Origin of the sequence: Neohoeflea coraliihabitans (genome assembly GCF_019334345.1) — a bacterium.
GTDB classification, from domain to species: domain Bacteria; phylum Pseudomonadota; class Alphaproteobacteria; order Rhizobiales; family Rhizobiaceae; genus Pseudohoeflea; species Pseudohoeflea coraliihabitans.
In genome coordinates, this window is the sequence record NZ_JAHWQX010000003.1 from 85,662 (window position 1) to 102,440 (window position 16,779).

General features: G+C 63.4%; 13 protein-coding genes. 6 read left to right on the top strand and 7 right to left on the bottom strand.

The features are described from left to right. Positions 1–35: 35 nt before the first annotated feature. The 3 genes from radA to KY465_RS11510 all read right to left on the bottom strand — a co-directional run bounded on the left by radA (position 36) and on the right by KY465_RS11510 (position 4,266). Positions 36–1,448 (bottom strand): DNA repair protein RadA, encoded by a 1,413-nt coding sequence (gene radA / locus KY465_RS11500; protein ID WP_219201858.1) that lies wholly within the window; start codon positions 1,446–1,448, stop codon positions 36–38. Between the two features lie 73 nt (positions 1,449–1,521). Continuing rightward, positions 1,522–2,664, bottom strand: coding sequence for an alanine racemase (gene alr, locus KY465_RS11505; RefSeq protein WP_219201859.1), 1,143 nt, complete (start codon positions 2,662–2,664; stop codon positions 1,522–1,524). Between the two features lie 72 nt (positions 2,665–2,736). Then, positions 2,737–4,266, bottom strand: a complete 1,530-nt coding sequence (locus KY465_RS11510) for a replicative DNA helicase (RefSeq protein WP_219201860.1) — start codon at positions 4,264–4,266, stop codon at positions 2,737–2,739. 427 nt (positions 4,267–4,693) lie between these two features. Between KY465_RS11510 and gndA the strand changes: the two genes are divergently transcribed. Further along, positions 4,694–6,112 carry an NADP-dependent phosphogluconate dehydrogenase gene (gene gndA, locus KY465_RS11515; protein WP_219201861.1) on the top strand — a complete coding sequence of 473 codons (1,419 nt, stop codon included), beginning with the start codon at positions 4,694–4,696 and terminating at the stop codon, positions 6,110–6,112. Positions 6,113–6,324: 212 nt separating this feature from the next. On the opposite strand, the gene KY465_RS11520 is transcribed toward gndA, so the two are convergent. Together KY465_RS11520 and KY465_RS11525 are read right to left on the bottom strand one after the other, a co-directional pair. Further along, on the bottom strand, positions 6,325–6,516 hold the full coding sequence (locus KY465_RS11520; RefSeq protein WP_219201862.1) for a helix-turn-helix domain-containing protein: 192 nt from the start codon (positions 6,514–6,516) through the stop codon (positions 6,325–6,327). A gap of 306 nt (positions 6,517–6,822) precedes the next feature. Next, entirely contained in the window at positions 6,823–7,830 is a 1,008-nt protein-coding gene (locus KY465_RS11525) for an AraC family transcriptional regulator (RefSeq protein ID WP_219201863.1), read from the bottom strand. Between the two features lie 314 nt (positions 7,831–8,144). Here KY465_RS11525 and KY465_RS11530 point away from each other — a divergent pair, with 314 nt between their 5' ends. From KY465_RS11530 to KY465_RS11540, 3 genes are all read left to right on the top strand, one after another. Continuing rightward, positions 8,145–9,353, top strand: a complete 1,209-nt coding sequence (locus KY465_RS11530) for an acyl-CoA dehydrogenase (protein ID WP_219201864.1) — start codon at positions 8,145–8,147, stop codon at positions 9,351–9,353. Between the two features lie 114 nt (positions 9,354–9,467). Beyond that, positions 9,468–10,067: a GNAT family N-acetyltransferase gene (locus KY465_RS11535; RefSeq protein WP_219201865.1), complete on the top strand. Its 600-nt coding sequence runs from the start codon at positions 9,468–9,470 to the stop codon at positions 10,065–10,067. Positions 10,068–10,280: 213 nt separating this feature from the next. After that, a complete protein-coding gene (locus KY465_RS11540; RefSeq protein ID WP_219201866.1) occupies positions 10,281–11,213 on the top strand; it encodes an ornithine cyclodeaminase family protein in 933 nt (310 codons plus the stop codon). 34 nt (positions 11,214–11,247) lie between these two features. Here the strand turns inward: KY465_RS11540 and KY465_RS11545 are convergent, their stop codons facing one another. Next, positions 11,248–12,774 carry a bifunctional metallophosphatase/5'-nucleotidase gene (locus tag KY465_RS11545; RefSeq protein WP_219201867.1) on the bottom strand — a complete coding sequence of 509 codons (1,527 nt, stop codon included), beginning with the start codon at positions 12,772–12,774 and terminating at the stop codon, positions 11,248–11,250. 234 nt (positions 12,775–13,008) lie between these two features. On the opposite strand from KY465_RS11545, the gene KY465_RS11550 reads away from it, so the two are divergent. Then, the gene (locus tag KY465_RS11550; RefSeq protein WP_219201868.1) at positions 13,009–14,289 is read left to right on the top strand and encodes a DUF3422 family protein; all 1,281 of its coding nucleotides are present in this window, start codon (positions 13,009–13,011) and stop codon (positions 14,287–14,289) included. A 130-nt stretch (positions 14,290–14,419) separates the two neighbouring features. After that, positions 14,420–15,364 (top strand): LysR family transcriptional regulator, encoded by a 945-nt coding sequence (locus KY465_RS11555; RefSeq protein ID WP_219201869.1) that lies wholly within the window; start codon positions 14,420–14,422, stop codon positions 15,362–15,364. A gap of 21 nt (positions 15,365–15,385) precedes the next feature. On the opposite strand, the gene lpdA is transcribed toward KY465_RS11555, so the two are convergent. Further along, on the bottom strand, positions 15,386–16,774 hold the full coding sequence (gene lpdA, locus KY465_RS11560; RefSeq protein ID WP_219201870.1) for a dihydrolipoyl dehydrogenase: 1,389 nt from the start codon (positions 16,772–16,774) through the stop codon (positions 15,386–15,388). Between the last annotated feature and the right edge of the window lie 5 nt (positions 16,775–16,779).

Below are 16,779 nucleotides of genomic sequence, written 5' to 3' on the forward strand. Positions count from 1 at the left end.
CCTGTCGGAACTCATCCGATCCCAAGGCCGCCAAATCAATCTTCGTCGCTCGCGCTGCCAGAAAGCCGTCCTGCATTGCCCCCAGCAATGCGTGCGACCAGTTCCGGCAGCGTGTCCACGTCTGTCCAGTCCGCGCCACGGCCGGAGGGCAGATCCGCGGACCCGGCGGGCAGGACGGCTTTGGGAAATCCGAGCTTCTCGGACTCCTTCAGACGCAATCCAGTCTGCGCAACCGGCCGGACAGCGCCCGACAAGCTGACTTCGCCGAAATAGACGCAATCGGCGGGAAGGGCAAGTCCGGCCAGTGAGGAAACCAGTGCGGCGGCAATCGCCATGTCGGCCGCCGGCTCGGCAATGCGGTAGCCGCCGGCGATGTTGAGATAGACATCGTGGCTGCCAAGCCGTACGCCGCAATGGGCTTCGAGCACCGCGAGGATCATCGCAAGGCGCGAGGAATCCCAGCCGACAACGGCGCGGCGGGGGGTGCCGAGGGAGGAGGGCGCGACCAGCGCCTGGACCTCGACGAGCACTGGCCGGGTGCCTTCGATGCCGGCAAATACCGCAGCCCCCGGCGCCTTGTCATTGCGCTCGCCAAGAAACAGCTCGGAGGGGTTGGCGACCTCGCGCAATCCCTTGTCGGACATTTCAAAGACGCCGATCTCGTCTGTCGGCCCGAACCGGTTCTTGACGGTGCGCAGGATGCGGTAATGATGACCACGATCGCCCTCGAAATAGAGAACGGCGTCGACCATGTGTTCGACGACGCGCGGGCCGGCGATCTGTCCATCCTTGGTGACATGGCCGACAAGCACCATGGCGGCACCGGTCTGCTTGGCGAAGCGGATCATCGCGTGGACGCCGGTGCGCACCTGCGTGACCGTGCCGGGGGCCGAGCCGGCGACGTCGCTCCACAGGGTCTGGATGGAGTCGACGATGACGAAATCCGGGCGCTTGCCGTCGGTGAGCGTTGCCAGGATATCCTCGACATTGGTCTCGGCGGCCAAGAGCACATCGGTATCGGCAGCGCCAAGACGCTGGGCGCGTAGACGCACCTGCGCCGTCGCCTCCTCGCCCGAGACATAGATGACCCGTTGTCCCTTGCGCGCCAGGGCGGCGGCAGCCTGCATCAACAAGGTCGACTTGCCGATCCCGGGATCGCCGCCGACGAGAACGGCCGAGCCGCGGACGAAACCGCCACCGGTGGCGCGGTCAAGTTCGGCGATGCCGGTCGGCACGCGCGGCGCCTCCTCGATTTCACCGGACAGGGTGGCAAGCGTCACCGGGCGGCCCTTGCGCGCCGAGGCGGCACCTGGCTGGCCGCCGATGCCGCCGGAGGGATCCTCCTCGACAATGGTGTTCCAGGCGCCGCAGGAATCGCAGCGCCCGGCCCAGCGGGGGTGGGTGGTGCCACAGCTCTGACAGACAAACTGGGTGCGGGATTTTGCCATCAGCGGGGCCCCTCTGCGCGGCGCCGGCGCTTCGGCACCGCCATTGCGGTGCGACCTGTTTCTCGCATGAGCATCATGAGCCACCTTCCTTGTAGCGTATGTCGGCGCGGGGGCGGGGGCAGGCGAGAATTTCGTAGCCGATGGTGCCGGCGGCGCGCGCCACGTCGTCAACGGCGACCGTCGGCCCGAACAGTTCGATCCAGTCGCCGGCCGCCGCCAGATCTTCGGGCAGATCGGTGATGTCGAAGATGACGAGATCCATGGTCACACGGCCGACCAGCGGCACCAGGTGACCCTTGAAGGCGCCGAACGCGCCGCTCGTTCCGCTGTCTCGCAGGGGAACCCCGGAGCCCGAGGCGGCGCGCGGAAAGCCATCGGCATAGCCGGCACCGCAAACCGCAAGACGGGTGGTGCGCTGCAGGCGCGCGGTCGCCCCGTAGCTGACGCATTCTCCGGCCGGGACGTGGCGGATCATCAGGATGCGCGCCTCGAAGGTCATGACCGGTCGCATCGGGTTCGGCTCGCCGTCGACCGCTTCGCCGCCGTAAAGCGCAATGCCCGGCCGGGTGAGATCGAAATGGGCAGCGGAACCGAGATGGATCCCAGCCGAGTTGCCCAGGCTGGCCGGCGCCTGCGGATACAGTTGGCGGACGGCGTCAAAACGGGCGATCTGCTCAGCGTTGAGCGGATGGCCCGGTGTGTCGGCACAGGAAAAGTGGCTCATTACCAGCGCCGGCGCAAATGCGTTTTGTGCCGCGATTTCCGCGGCTTCTTCGAAAGGGATGCCAAGTCGATTCATGCCGGTATCAATGTGCAGCGCCGCCGGTCTGTCGCGGCACGCCTGCTGCCAGACATGGATCTGCTGAGGTGAATTGAGAACGGGAACGAGCGCGGCATCCCTGAGCAGATCGAGAGCATCGGGAAATGCGCCGTTCAAGACGAAGATCTGGGCATCGGGCAGATGCGTGCGCAGCTTCTGCCCTTCATACGCATCGGCGACAAAGAACGATCGGCATCCTTCCTTCCACAGGCGTTGCCCGGCCGGCGCCAGCCCCGTGCCATAGGCATCAGCCTTGACGGCGGCACCACAGGCGGCCTGGCCGGACAGCTTTTGCATGCTGCGCCAATTGGCGGCGAGGGCGTCAAGGTCGATCGTCAGCCGTGTGGTGGCCGCGCAGGAAGAAGCGCTGGCGTCAACGGGGGGCCGGTTGTTCATGCAGCTTCCTCAAAGCGAGCCATGCCGGGAGCGCGCGGCTTCCGGCCGCCAGCGCGCCACCCGTTGCGACCATCAGTCGTGCGCATACTGATTGTAGGACGAGTCGGCAAGATCGGAGAAGCGCGTGAACTCGGCCTGGAAGCCCAGCTGCACGGTGCCGGTCGGGCCGTGGCGCTGCTTGGCGATGATGACATCGGCGGTGCCGCGCACCTTGCTCATCTTTTCTTCCCAGGCCAGATATTCAGGCGTCTTGATATCGGCGGCAACCTCGTCGCTGGAGCGCCGCGGCTCGGCATTCTTGACGTAGTATTCCTCGCGGAAAACGAATACGACGACGTCGGCATCCTGCTCGATCGAACCGGATTCACGCAGGTCGGAGAGCTGCGGACGCTTGTCGTCGCGGCTTTCGACCTGACGCGAGAGCTGCGACAGGGCGATGATCGGCACGTTCAGTTCCTTGCCGAGTGCTTTCAGGCCGGTGGTGATCTCGGTGATTTCCTGCACCCGGTTCTCGCCGGCCTTCTTCGAGCCGGTCATCAGCTGAACATAGTCGATGACCAGCACATCGAGGCCGCGCTGGCGCTTCAGGCGGCGGGCACGGGCCGCGAGCTGCGCAATCGAGATGCCGCCGGTCTGGTCGATATACAGAGGGATCTTCTGCATCATCTGCGAGCAGCCGACGAGCTTTTCGAAGTCGGCTTCGGTGATGTCGCCGCGGCGGATCTTGGACGAGGGAATCTCCGTCTGCTCGGAGATGATGCGGGTGGCGAGCTGTTCGGAGGACATTTCCAGCGAATAGAAGCCGACGACGCCGCCGTTCTTCGCCTTCATCGACCCATCAGCCTGAACTTCCGGCTCGTAGGCGGCGGCGATATTGAAGGCGATATTGGTGGCCAGCGAGGTCTTGCCCATGCCGGGGCGGCCGGCGAGGATGATCAGGTCGGAGTGCTGCAGGCCGCCCATGCGGGCATCAAGCGCCTGGATTCCGGTTGAAATGCCGGACAGGCCGCCATCGCGCTGATAGGCGGCGCCGGCCATCTCGATGGCCAGTGCCACCGCATCGTTGAAGCTTTGAAAACCGCCGTCATAACGGCCGGTCTCGGCGAGTTCGAAGAGGCGGCGCTCGGCATCCTCGATCTGGGTTTGCGGCGGCATGTCGAGCGGCGCGTCGAAGGCGATGTTGACCATGTCCTCGCCGATGCCGATCAGCGAGCGGCGCAGGGCCAGGTCATAGATGGCGCGGCCATAATCCTCGGCGTTGATGATGGTCACGGCTTCGGCGGCGAGGCGGGCGAGATATTGCGCCATGGTGAGATCGCCGATGCGGCCATCAGCGGGCAGGAAGGTCTTGATGGTCACCGGGTTGGCGGTCTTGCCCATGCGGATGATGTCACCGGCGACCTCGAAGATCTTGCGGTGCACCGGTTCCTGGAAATGCGTCGGCTTGAGGAAGTCCGAGACCCGGTAGAAGGCATCATTGTTGACGAGCATGGCGCCGAGCAGAGCCTGCTCAGCCTCGATGTTGGCGGGCGCCTCGCGAAAATGCGGTGATTTCTCTCCGGTGGCGGGGAGAGAGTCGATTTTGCGGGCAGCGTCGGACATGGAGTTCTCGGTTCTCTTCAGTTCAGGTGTCGGCTCAAGTTCAGGTATTGGCTTACCGGCGACAACCGTCCGGCCGGGACTCAGTGCGGGCGTGTCTGTCGGGCGCTACCGCTTTAGCTGAAAACGACGCGGACGTCATTTCCTCGCGCACACGATGTCGCAGGTGGCGGGTAAAAATACGGCTTCGTGCCCGCTATACCAGTTACCCACAGGCGGCGCTGCCTTGCGGAAATTTCTTTTTTTTCGCCTTGACCAGGCGACAATGGCCGGCGGCGAATCGGGGCGAGGGTTGAAGCCTTAATCTGTTCAATCACTTATCTGATTTCAGGGGTTTACTCTCTTGACGGCTGGCGCCTGCCGCGCAGATTCACGCGGGGGCCAATGGGCGGTCAGCAGCGGGTGCCGGCCACAGCAAGGAAGATGAACCATGCCAGCAGCAGAAATCGGTGTCATCGGGCTCGGCGTGATGGGGGCCAACCTGGCGCTCAATATTTCCGACCACGGCTACGAGGTGGCCGTCTACAACCGGACGGTGGCCAAGACACGCGCCTTCATGGCCGAGGCCGGGGCGCTGTCGGAGAAGATCATTGCCTGCGACACGCTGGAGGCGCTTGTCGACGCAATCCGGCCGCCGCGCCCGATCATTTTGATGATCAAGGCCGGTGATCCGGTCGACCAGCAAATTGCTGCGCTGCAGCCCTTGCTTGACCGCGACGATCTGTTGATCGATGCCGGCAACGCCAATTTCCGCGACACGATCCGGCGCTTTAAGGCTTTGGAGGACAGCGGGCCGACCTTTCTCGGGATGGGCGTTTCCGGGGGCGAGGAAGGGGCGCGGCACGGACCGTCAATCATGGTTGGTGGCAAGCGCGACTCGTGGCAGCGCATCGAAGATGTGCTGACGGCGATTTCCGCGAAATACGAGGGTGAACCTTGCGCGGCATGGGTCGGTGAAGATGGCGCCGGACATTTCGTCAAGACCATCCACAATGGCATCGAATATGCCGACATGCAGATGATTGCCGAGATCTATGGCATCATGCGCGACGGCATGCAGATGGAACCGGCGGCGATGGCTGGCGTCTTCGCCGCCTGGAACGATGGTCCGCTCGATTCCTACCTGATCGAGATCACCGCCGATATCCTGCAGACACAAGACGATGAGAGCGGCAAGCCGATGGTCGACATGATCGTTGACGCCGCGGGGCAGAAGGGCACCGGTCGATGGTCGGCGATCGAAAGTCTGCGCATCGCCGCGCCCGCTCCGGCCATCGAGGCGGCGGTCGGCGCGCGCAGCCTGTCGGCTATGATCGATCTGCGGACAAAGGCCGAGGCTGTCCTCGGCGTGCCGGGGCAGGGTGAATTCGATCTCGGAGCGACGACGCTCGACCTTCTTGAAAAGGCGCTTCTGGCGGGCAAGGTGGCGGCCTACGCGCAGGGATTTTCGGTCATGGCGGCCGCATCGAAGGAATATGGCTGGCATTTGCCGCTGCCGGTGATCGCGCGCATCTGGCGCGCCGGCTGCATCATCCGGTCGCGCTTCCTCGATGACATTGCCAGTGCGTTCACCGCAACGCCGGATGTCGACAATCTGCTTTTGACGCCTGAGTTCGCACAGATCGTGACCGATACCGACCGGGCCTTGCGGGCGGTTCTGGCGGAAGCCATTCGCAAGGGGCAGCCGGTGCCGGCGCTGGCAAGCGCGGTGGCCTATTTCGACCAATTGCGCCGCTCGCGCGGAACAGCCAATCTGATCCAGGCGCAGCGTGATTATTTCGGCGCGCACGGGTTCGTACGTACCGACGCGGAAGGCGAGGCGCACGGTCCCTGGCACTCGGAGGAGTGAAGACGGCAGTTGCGGTCACCGCCGCCAGCAGGCTGGGAAGGTGAAGGGCTTGGCGTCGGCCGGCTGCCCCCCGGACCGGCCGACGCTCGCGGAAACGCAACTCGTTCAACCAACCGTGGTCGGCGAACACAGCGTTTCGATAAGTCCGAAGTCACCTTCGGGCTGAAACGGGACGCAGCAGATCGCCGCTGGGTCCAGATAGACAGCTGGAGTCAGGTCTCGAGCAGGCCGAGCCGTCCGGCCTTGGCGACCGCAGCGATGCGATTGCCGACACCGAGCTTGCGCATCCCGACGCTGAGGATCGCATCGACCTCACTGGCCGACAGGGTCAGCGCCTGACCAATTTCGGCTTCCGTCTTGCCGCTCGCCAGCAGTTCAAGACACCGGCGTTCGGTTTTGGTCATAGGCACGAGGCCAGAATGGGCGGAATAATTCATCCGAGACCTTTCACCATTCGCGTGGTCGCCGAGGGAAGAAAAACTTTTCGGCGACCTGCCAAGGCTGGTTGTGGTGTAGTCAAAACAATCGGCTAATGACGCGAGACCTTGCGACGCAATTCCGTAGTCTTGGCAAAGATATGGAAGATCAGATTCAATATTTCTTTCACCTCATATGACAAACGGGCGCGGCGCCGGGTAAACGCAGTGCGAGCACCCTGGCGAGCATACATGCAAATTTTTGAAGAAAACTGTTACGGGTATTGGTTGTGCCTACTTCAACCTATGGCGGTATTGTTTCGGTGTAACACCGAACCAGCGCGTGGCGGAGCGGGTGAAGGCACTGGGTGCGGAAAACCCAAGGCGATAACTGATTTCCGAGAGGGTGAGATCGGTGTCAGCCAGCAGGCGCATGGCAAGATCGCGCCGCACCGCATCGACGATCTCCTGCAGGGAGGTGCCTGCCTCGGCAAGGCGCCGTTGCAGGGTCCGCTCTCCCATGCCGAAGTTCCTTGCCGCTTCGGCCAATGAGGGGGTTTTCTGTCCGATGAGGCCGGCCACATAGTGATGCGTGGCGGTTACCGGATCGGTGACGGGATGCACCATCTCGGCGCTGTTTTCCACATGGCTCACCAGCAGTTCAAACAGCCGCCGGTCGCTGTTCGGGTTCTCGCGTGCCAGCAGGCGCGTGGGAAAGATACAGGCGTTGACCGGGGCATCGAATGTCACTCTTTTGGTGAGAATACGGCGATAAACCTGCAGATTGGCCGGGCGAGGACGCTCCATTTCGAGCCGCAGCTGAGAGAAATCGGAGCCGAGAAGACTTTGAAAATGGCTGAGAATGATGGTGGAGACGAGATCCACGAACTGTGTCCGCTGAATGAGAAACGGCGGGTACGTCCACTCGTAACGGGTGTCCTCTCCCTCGCTCTTGAGGGCATAGAGCGTGCCGGTATCGACCTTGCGCAAATGGCGACGGACGAAATCGAGCGCTTCCCCGAAGGTTGGCGCATGCATCAGCGAATAGCCAAGAAGGCCGGTCGATCCCTTGACGAATGTCGTCGCCGCCTGCAGGCCGAATGTGGGATCACCACTTAACGTCGCGAGCGTCTCGACGAAGCGGCACACCGGCTCGAGCTTGACGCGTTCATTGATCAGGGAGAAGCGCGCCGGGTCCAGACCGCAAGCGCGGGCAATCGGGTTCGGATCGATGCCTATCGTTACCGCGCGGGTCATGGCGGGGACGGCCAGCGCTGCTGATATCTCGAACCGATCTGCCATCCGACTGCCTCATGCGACCCGCCGCGCTGCGACGTGTGAAGATAACACTATGGCGTCCAAGGTGAATTTCAACCCTTAGATCTCGTTGGAGAAGTAAGACGGTAACGGCGGCGCAGAGCGTAGGCTGCAATTTGCCTCGCGCCTATCGCGCGCGGCCAAGCGTCAGCCGCGGCGTGTCGCAGAGTGATTGTTTCTGCGCAGCGGACTTTCCTTCGCCGGGGCAGGTATGCGAAAAGACAATGACGCGCCGACATAGCGGGCAGTGGAAGCGAGGGGCCCTCAGTATTCAAGGGGTACCGGCTCAAGGAGAAGTGATGAACGTCAATCCGGCAGCAGCATCAACCAAAGCGGTCTTCAACTGGGAGGACCCCTTTCTTCTCGCAGGTCAGCTCGAGGAAGACGAGCGCATGATCGCTGACGCGGCCGCGGCATTTGCGCAGGACAAGTTGGCGCCGCGAGTGACGGCCGCCTATCTCAACGAGACCGTTGACCGCTCCATTTTCGCGGAGATGGGCGAGGCGGGGCTTCTGGGCATTACCGTTCCCGAGGAATATGGCGGCGCCGAAGCCAATTATGTCAGCTACGGGCTGGTGGCGCGCGAGATCGAACGGATCGATTCGGGCTACCGTTCGATGATGAGCGTTCAGTCCTCGCTGGTGATGTACCCGATCCAGGCTTACGGCTCGGAAGACCAACGCCGCAAGTATCTGCCGAAGCTTGCAAGCGGCGAATGGGTCGGGTGTTTCGGCCTGACCGAGCCGGATGCCGGGTCGGATCCGGGTTCGATGACAACCCGGGCGCGCAAGGTGGACGGCGGCTACAGCATCAGCGGCGCGAAAACCTGGATATCCAACGCGCCGATCGCCGATGTGTTCGTCATCTGGGCGAAATCAGAGGCGCATGACAACCAGATCCGCGGCTTTGTGCTGGAAAAGGGCTGCAAGGGGCTTTCCGCGCCGAAGATCGAAGGCAAGCTGTCGCTGCGGACATCGGTGACCGGCGAGGTGGTTCTCGACGCGGTGGAGGTCGGCGAGGACGCGCTGTTGCCGAATGTCGCCGGGTTGAAAGGACCCTTTGGCTGTCTCAACCGGGCGCGCTACGGGATCTCCTGGGGCGCCATGGGGGCGGCCGAGGATTGCTGGCTGCGGGCGCGCCAGTACGGCCTTGATCGCAAGCAGTTCGGAAAGCCGCTTGCCGGTACGCAGCTCTATCAGAAGAAACTCGCGGACATGCAGACCGAGATCGCGCTCGGCCTGCAAGGCTCGTTGCGGGTCGGGCGGTTGCTGGGTTCCGGCGATATGGCTCCGGAAATGATCTCTCTCATCAAGCGCAACAATTGCGGCAAGGCCCTCGATATCGCGCGGATGGCGCGTGACATGCATGGCGGCAACGGCATCCAGGCCGAATATCACGTCATGCGGCATGCGCAGAACCTCGAGACGGTCAACACCTATGAGGGCGCGCACGATGTGCATGCGCTGATCCTCGGGCGCGCCCAGACCGATCTGCAGGCCTTTTTCTGACGAAAGGTGCGCGCCACGGGTTGTCATTTTTGTTGCGGCGCACAATATTTGTAGCGGCCCGGTGGTATCTCACCGGGGGAGGTGTTCTCGGGAGGAGTAACCGAGGAAACCGGCATGATCTGCGATCCGCTCTTCCCGACCCAAGCGACCCAAGCGACCCAAGCGACCCAAGCGACCCAAGGAAACCCCTTCACAACTGACGGTGAATTCACGATTCGCCGGCTGGAGCAGGCCGACGCCGCGCTCTTCCTGGCGCATCTGCAGAACTTGAGTTTCGATCATCGGCGCGACCGCTTCAATGGGGTGGTTTCAGACGACTGGCTGGCCGGCTATGTGCGCGAAGCGCTCGACAAGGCGCTGGTGCTCGGCGGCTTTGACCAGGACCGGCTGGTGGCTGTGGCCGAGTTGCACAATAATGGTACCCGCAGTGGCGAAACGGCATTTTCCGTGGCAGCGGAATGGCGGCGAAGGGGCGCAGGCACGCAGCTGATTGCCGCCCTGCTGGCGTTGGCGCGAGAGCGTGGCCTGGTGCGCGTGAGCGTCGAGACCGGTCCGCAAAATCTGGCGATGCAGGCTCTGGCGCGCAAGTTCGGGGCGGACATGCATCTGGAGTCGCTGATGTCGGTCGGAACCATAGATGTGGCCGAGGGGCTCCGGCAAGTGACAGGCTCCGGACTGGCTGCGGGGACAAACCATCCGCCGCCAAGCGGATGAACAGCGGCCCTCGATCGGTGCTGTGAATGCGATTCAACAGCTTCCCGTCCTGATTCCGGTATTCGCTACAACACTTTGTTTTTTCACAAATTTCTGACAGGCTGGGCGGGCTTACTCGGCGCGCGCCGGTTGCGGCGACGCGGCCGCGCATGCATGGTTGTCTTGCGAAAGATTCAGGTCGCGCAAGGCTCAGGATCGTCAAGGAGAGCGTTCATGCAGATCATAACCGGGGCCGATGTCGCCCGCGTGTGCACCTGGCCGATGATCGTGGCCGCACTGCGGGAGGGGCATCAGCGTGATCCGGCGCTCCTGCGCGACAGCCTTCTGGAAGATGGACACCGCAAGATGCTGGTGCGCAGTGCCTGGATCCCGGGTCTTGCCTCCGGAACCAAGGCGGTGACGATCTATCCTGACAACCCTTCGAATGTGCCGGCACGGCCTTCGGTGCAAGGGCAGGTGCTGCTTTTTGACGAGAAGGCGGGCTTTGTCCGCGCCGTGATCGAGGGGGTTGATCTGACCGGATGGAAAACCGCCGGCGATTCGGCACTCGGGGCCGATTGCCTGGCACGAAGCGATATCGCCACGATGCTGATGGTCGGGGCCGGGTCCATGGCAGCGCCATTGATCGCCGCGCACCGGTCGGTGCGGCCCTCGATCGAGCGGGTGATCGTCTGGAACCGCTCGAGGGCACGCGGCGAAGCACTGGTCGCGGACCTTACTTCGCGCGGCATTGCGGCCAGTTACACCTCCGAGCTTGATGCGGCGGTTCCCGAAGCCGATCTGATCTGCACGGCGACGATGAGCGAAGAGCCGCTTTTGCGCGGCGCGCTGATCGCACCGGGAACACATGTCGATCTGGTCGGCGCCTATACGCCGACAATGCGTGAAGCCGATGACGAAGCCCTGCGGCGCGGCCGGCTGTTTGTCGACAGTTTCGAGACGACGATCGGCCATATCGGCGAGGTGAGTGATCCGCTGCAGCGCGGTGTCATTGCGCGCAGCGACCTTGAAGGCGACCTGCACGCCCTGGTGCAAGGTCGGGCCGGGCGCCGCACCGAAGAGGAGATCACGCTGTTCAAGAACGGCGGCGGCGCGCATCTGGACATCATGGTCGCCAATGCGGTGGCCAACGCGCTTTCCGAGTGAACGCGTCGGCTACCGGGCCGTGCGCCGGACTATTCTACTGCTCGCCAACCTTTTTAATGCGGCCTTCGATCTCGGGTGAGACCGACTTCTTCCCGCTGATAAAGGCGATGACATCGTTTGCCATCAGATTGCCGTTGCCGGCATTGACCAGCACCCGTCCGCCGGCGAGGGCGCCATAGCCGTCGCCGCCGGACATCATGTAGTCGTTGGTGGCGACCTTGTAGAGCTTGTCGCGGTCCATCTCCTCGCCATCGATGGTGACCGACGCGACGCGCGAGCCGGCAGGCGCCGAAGGGTCGTAGACCACTTCGAGCCCGGCCACATGCGGAAAGCGCCCGGCGCCCGTCTCGACCTGGCTGAAGCCGTTTTCGAGCGCGGCGAGTATCTGTGAGCCCGGCAGTTCGGTGACGACGGTGACATTGCCGAAGGGCAGTTCCGAAAGCACATCCTTGCGGGTGAGTTCGCTGCCGGCATCATAGGTGCGGTCGGCTCGAATGCCGCCGCCATTGATCAGCGTGATGTCGGCACCGGTTGCCGCAAGCAGGGCATCGGCGATCAGATTGCCCATTGCCGATTCCTGGCTGCGGATGACGTTGCGACGCGAATCCAAGGGGGTCTGGGTCGTGCCGATGACCTCGCCGAGACTGTCATCCAGCCGCGACTGCAGCGAAGCGACGAGCTTGCTGGATTCCGGGTCGGGGTCGACGGTCGCCGTGTCGATGAAGCGGAAAGAGGGGGTCCATTCGACCTGACGTTTGCCGTCGTTTTCGCTGATCGTCACATTGAGATCGAGGGGCGCCAGGTAACGGGCATCCATCGAGGTCTCAACATAGGCGGTGACGCCATCATAGGCCGTTGCATAGGAATGGTCATCGCCCGACATGATGACATCGAAGGCGTGGCTGGCGATCAGCTGCCGGTCATTGGCCATGTCGGTCTGCACGACGCCGATGACCAGGTCGGCGCCGTCTTCGCGTGCCTTTTCCGCCGCGGCGATACCGGTCTCGACGGTCGGCAGAAATTTCAGATCGCCGGAATTTGCCACTTCCGGCGTGGTGTCCTGAGCGATCGGCACAAGCGCGATCTTCAGCCCGGCCATGTCGCGCATCATCGTGCCGCCAAGCCCTTCGAGCGGCGTGCCGTCGGCATTGGTGATGTTCACTGCGGCCCAGGGGTAATCCGAGGCCTTCATCTTTTCGAGAAAGTTCTCGACGCCGAAATCGAATTCGTGATTGCCGGGAACGGCGATGTCGAAAGGTTCGAGATTTGTCAGGTCGACCGTGTTCTGGCCTTTGTCGAGCCCCGACAGGATCGAGGGCGAGAGCATGTCGCCATCAAAGACATAGAGCGTGTTGGGATTGTTCCGGCGCTCGTTGCGGGCCACGGCATTGAGGCGGGCAAAGCCGCCGCGGCCATCGGATTCGTTGAACTGGTAGACGTCGCCAACGCCAAGAATGGTGATCTTGACCTCCTCGGCCAGGGCCGGGAGTGCGGCGGTGGCGCTCAGAAAGCCGGCGCCGAGTAGCAGACAGATCGGGGAGGCGGTTTTGCCGGTTCGCATGGGTTATCTCCAAGACTTGCTGAAAACTTGCTGGCCGATTGCGCTGGCACGAGTCCGATACGGGATCGGTCGATGCAGGCAGCGTGGCACCGAATGCGATCCCTCGCAAGAGGGCTGGTGGCCCGGCAGTTGCCGATGTAGGACCGGTCGCGGTAGAGTTGAGCGCCGGCGATCAGCCGGTACATCTGCCGGTGCCCGGGCGCTGGCACATCACTTTCAGCTTGGCGGGGGCAGATGCGGGGCGCATTTTCATTTCCACAGGCCAGCGGCCGGGCACAGGCGCTGGGCGAGATCCACGCCCGGCCGCTGCGACCGCTCGGTCCTTCGCGGGTCGTCTTCCAACTCGCCTTCATGAGCGAGTCCGGGTCGGCGGCGGGATCGACAATGGTCTCCGATATGGCGCGACAGCGCGGCGTGCCGCCACCGGATGACAGTACCAATCACGTGGCGCTGGCCTGGGGGCAGGGAACATTGCGCTGGGAGCGGCACACGGAATTCTCGACCTATTCCTGGGATTGTCCGGCGCCTGACACCTTCTTCGCGCCGGTCGGGGCGCATCCTTTCGGCGCAGAATTCGCTCCGCCCGGGCCCTTCCTCTCCGGGGCGCGCGTCGAGGTCCGGCCGGAGGACGAGGACATCGACAAAGCGATCGCGATGTTCGATCCGGTCAGCCTGACGATCAGCGACCTGAAAGCGGCGCGTGCGACGGTGGTCACCGATTTTCGCCAGGACGAGGACGGGCTGACGCGTTTTCTCATCATTGACCGGGGCATGTCGGACGCGATGCGCGGGGTGATCTGCCAGCGGCTTCTCGACATCGAGACCTATCGGACATTGGCGACGCTCGGCCTCGAACTGGCGCGTCAGCTGTCGCCGGATATCGCGCGGCTGGAGGAGCAACTGACCGCCGTGACCCACCGGATGAAAGAGGATGTGCGCCATCATGCCGATGATCTTCTGAGGGAAATCACCCGCATGTCGGCGGAACTTGAGGCCAACGCGGCGCTCAGTCTCTATCGCTTCGGCGCCAGCCGCGCCTATTACACCATCGTCCGCGAACGCATCGCGGCGCTCGGTGAAAGCGGTGTTCCCGGACGCGAAATGCTGGGCGCGTTTCTTGATCGGCGACTGGCGCCAGCCCTGCGCACCTGCCAGGCCGTCGAGGAGCGGCAGGCCAACCTGTCGCGCAAGATGGCGCGTGCGACGACGCTGATCCGCAGCTGGATTGATGTCGAACTCGAGAAACAGAACGGTGCGCTGCTGCGTTCGATGAACCGCCGGGTGAAGCTGCAGCTGCGCATGCAGCAGACGGTCGAAGGGCTGTCGGTCGCCGCTATCAGCTACTATGTGGTCGGACTGTTCAGCTATCTGGCCAAGCTGCAGGAAGCGACATTCGGCTGGCCGGAAACGTCCCTGGCGACCGGCGCATTCGTGCCGGTGGCCATTTTTGGAACCTGGTGGGTCGTCCGCGCCATCCGGCGACATCATCCAGTCTCGGATGAAGACACCGACTGACCGACCTTATGGATTCTTAACCCTTCCGCTTGAAAGGAAGGCATCCTGACAGATTTAAAGGGTTGTACTACTTTAAGAAGAAAAATAATGTTCATGTAACAAATAGTTGTTTACCCGCGGGGACGTGAACATGAATCTTCGTCAACTCAGCTTTTTTGTTGCGGTCGCCGAAGAACTGCATTTCGGGCGCGCCGCGGCCCGCCTGTGCATGACGCAGCCGCCTCTCAGCCAGGCCATCCTCGCGCTCGAACGCGAACTGGGGGTCGAGTTGTTCCGGCGCACCAAGCGGCATGTCGAACTGTCGCCCTGCGGGCAGCATCTGCTGCCGCATGCGCGGCAGTTGCTGGCGGATGCTGACGCGTTGCCGGATCTGGCGCGGCATCTCGCCTACGGAACATGTGGCAGCTTGCGGCTGGGCTTTGACACGCTGACCGAGGGGGCGCTGATGCCCGAACTGGCTGGGTGCTACAGCGCGAAATACCCGGCGGTGGATCTCATTCTGCACGACATGGGTGATGCCCCGCCGACAGAGGCGCTGTTGCAGGGCGACATCGATGCAGCGCTCGTCATGCCGCCGGCCTCCCTGCCACCGACGCTTGCCTATCTGGGTCTGGCCAAGGATCCGTTGCTGGCGGCCGTACCAGAACAATGGATCTTGACGGGCAAGGTCAGGACCAGCGGTGCCCGGCTGTTGCCGGCTGCCCTGGCGGATCTGCCGATGATCTGCATGCCGCGCCAGAGGGCGCCCAGCTTTCATGATCTGGTTGCCAATTGCCTGCTGCAGCTCGACGTCAAAGCGCAGACCGGCCAAGAGGCGTTGCGGTTGCAGACCTGCATCTCGTTGGTGTCTGTCGGGATGGGAGTGGCGCTGGTGCCCTCGCGCATGCAAACCGAAAATCCGGGCGGCGTGCGGTTTCTTGAAGTTGCCGGTCTGTCGCATGAGCCGGTGATCGAGATCGGACTGACCTGGCGCGGCGACAGCCCGTCGCCGACCGTAACGCAGCTGGTGAAGGTGGCACGCAGCATGCTGTCTCCGGACGTTGCGCCCGCCGTGCAGGCTGCCGGCATGGCTTAGACCGCTCAGCATGTCGCATGGTCAGATATGCAAGGCATGGCCGAGCGTGGCGAGAGCGGCTTCGAGCAGACCTTCGCTCTGTGTCGGATGGGCGTGGATCGTGGCGCCGACATCTTCAAGCCGGGCCCCCATCTCCAGAGCAATGGCAAAGGCAGCCGACAGTTCGGACACCTGGGTGCCGACCGCCTGCAGGCCGAGAATGACGTGATTGTCCTTGCGGGCGACGGCGCGGACGAAGCCGGCTTCGTTTTCCATCGTCATGGCGCGGCCATTGGCGGTGAACGGGAACTGGCCGGTGATGATGTCGTGTCCGGCGGATCTGGCCTCCTCCGGCGAGAGGCCGCAGGTGACAATCTCCGGGTCCGTGAAGCAGACGGCGGGGATCGCCACCTTGTCCCATTGCCGCCGGTGGCCGGCAACGATCTCGGCGACCATCTCGCCCTGGGCCATGGCGCGGTGGGCGAGCATCGGCTCGCCGGTCACATCGCCAATCGCGAAAACGCCGCGCATCGAGGTGCGGCACTGCGCGTCGATGCGGATGAAGGCGCGGTCCATGGTCAGACCCAAAGACGGAATCGCGGCTTCGGCGGCGCGCGGGCGGCGGCCGACCGTGACGAGGATCTTGTCGGCTTGCAGCTCCCTGGTCTCGCCGTCAGACGTTTCGATCTCGAGTCCGGTCGGGCCAACGCCTTCCGCCTTGGTGCCGGTCATCACCGTCACGCCAAGCTTTTCCAGCGCCTTGAGCACGGGGCGGGTGAGGGCGGAATCATACTGCGGCAGGATTGATTTCTCCGCCTCGATGACGGTGACGTGCGAGCCGAGCTTGGCAAAGGCGGTGCCGATCTCAAGGCCGATGTAGCCGCCGCCCACAACCACGAAATGCTCGGGCACCTCGGTCAGGGCGAGGGCGCCGGTGGAATCGATCACCTTGCCGGAATATTTCAGGAAGGGCAGTTCGACCGGTTCGGAGCCGGTGGCGATGACGATGGCCTCGGCGGCGATCTCTGTTGAACCATCGGGTGCTTCAACGCGCACCGTCTTGCCGTCGACGAAACTGGCGGTTCCGGTGATTGCGCGCACACCGTTCTTCTTGATCAGGCCGGCGACGCCGCCGGTCAGTCGGTCAACGATGCCGTCTTTCCAGCTCACGGTCTTGGCCAGATCAATGGCCGCGGCGCTGGCCGAAATGCCAAGCTGCGAGGTGCCGTCGAATCGGCTGAGCCGGTGGAACTCGTCAGCGGCGTGAATCAACGCCTTCGAGGGTATGCAGCCGACATTCAGGCATGTGCCGCCAAGGGTCTTCTCCTCGACGATGATCGTGTCGAGACCCAGCTGGCCGGCGCGGATGGCACAGACATAGCCGCCGGGGCCGCCGCCGATGATCAGGAGCTTGCAGGTCAGTCTTTGCATAATCG

What these genes read in the sequence shown, in the direction of transcription:
- KY465_RS11520 (WP_219201862.1), bottom strand. Translation starts at nt 6,516, where the DNA reads ATGACCAAAACCGAACGCCGGTGTCTTGAACTGCTGGCGAGCGGCAAG.
- KY465_RS11545 (WP_219201867.1), bottom strand. Translation starts at nt 12,774, where the DNA reads ATGCGAACCGGCAAAACCGCCTCCCCGATCTGTCTGCTACTCGGCGCC.
- radA (WP_219201858.1), bottom strand. Translation starts at nt 1,448, where the DNA reads ATGGCAAAATCCCGCACCCAGTTTGTCTGTCAGAGCTGTGGCACCACC.
- KY465_RS11535 (WP_219201865.1), top strand. Translation starts at nt 9,468, where the DNA reads ATGATCTGCGATCCGCTCTTCCCGACCCAAGCGACCCAAGCGACCCAA.
- KY465_RS11510 (WP_219201860.1), bottom strand. Translation starts at nt 4,266, where the DNA reads ATGTCCGACGCTGCCCGCAAAATCGACTCTCTCCCCGCCACCGGAGAG.
- alr (WP_219201859.1), bottom strand. Translation starts at nt 2,664, where the DNA reads ATGAACAACCGGCCCCCCGTTGACGCCAGCGCTTCTTCCTGCGCGGCC.
- KY465_RS11525 (WP_219201863.1), bottom strand. Translation starts at nt 7,830, where the DNA reads ATGGCAGATCGGTTCGAGATATCAGCAGCGCTGGCCGTCCCCGCCATG.
- KY465_RS11550 (WP_219201868.1), top strand. Translation starts at nt 13,009, where the DNA reads ATGCGGGGCGCATTTTCATTTCCACAGGCCAGCGGCCGGGCACAGGCG.
- KY465_RS11530 (WP_219201864.1), top strand. Translation starts at nt 8,145, where the DNA reads ATGAACGTCAATCCGGCAGCAGCATCAACCAAAGCGGTCTTCAACTGG.
- KY465_RS11540 (WP_219201866.1), top strand. Translation starts at nt 10,281, where the DNA reads ATGCAGATCATAACCGGGGCCGATGTCGCCCGCGTGTGCACCTGGCCG.
- lpdA (WP_219201870.1), bottom strand. Translation starts at nt 16,774, where the DNA reads ATGCAAAGACTGACCTGCAAGCTCCTGATCATCGGCGGCGGCCCCGGC.
- KY465_RS11555 (WP_219201869.1), top strand. Translation starts at nt 14,420, where the DNA reads ATGAATCTTCGTCAACTCAGCTTTTTTGTTGCGGTCGCCGAAGAACTG.
- gndA (WP_219201861.1), top strand. Translation starts at nt 4,694, where the DNA reads ATGCCAGCAGCAGAAATCGGTGTCATCGGGCTCGGCGTGATGGGGGCC.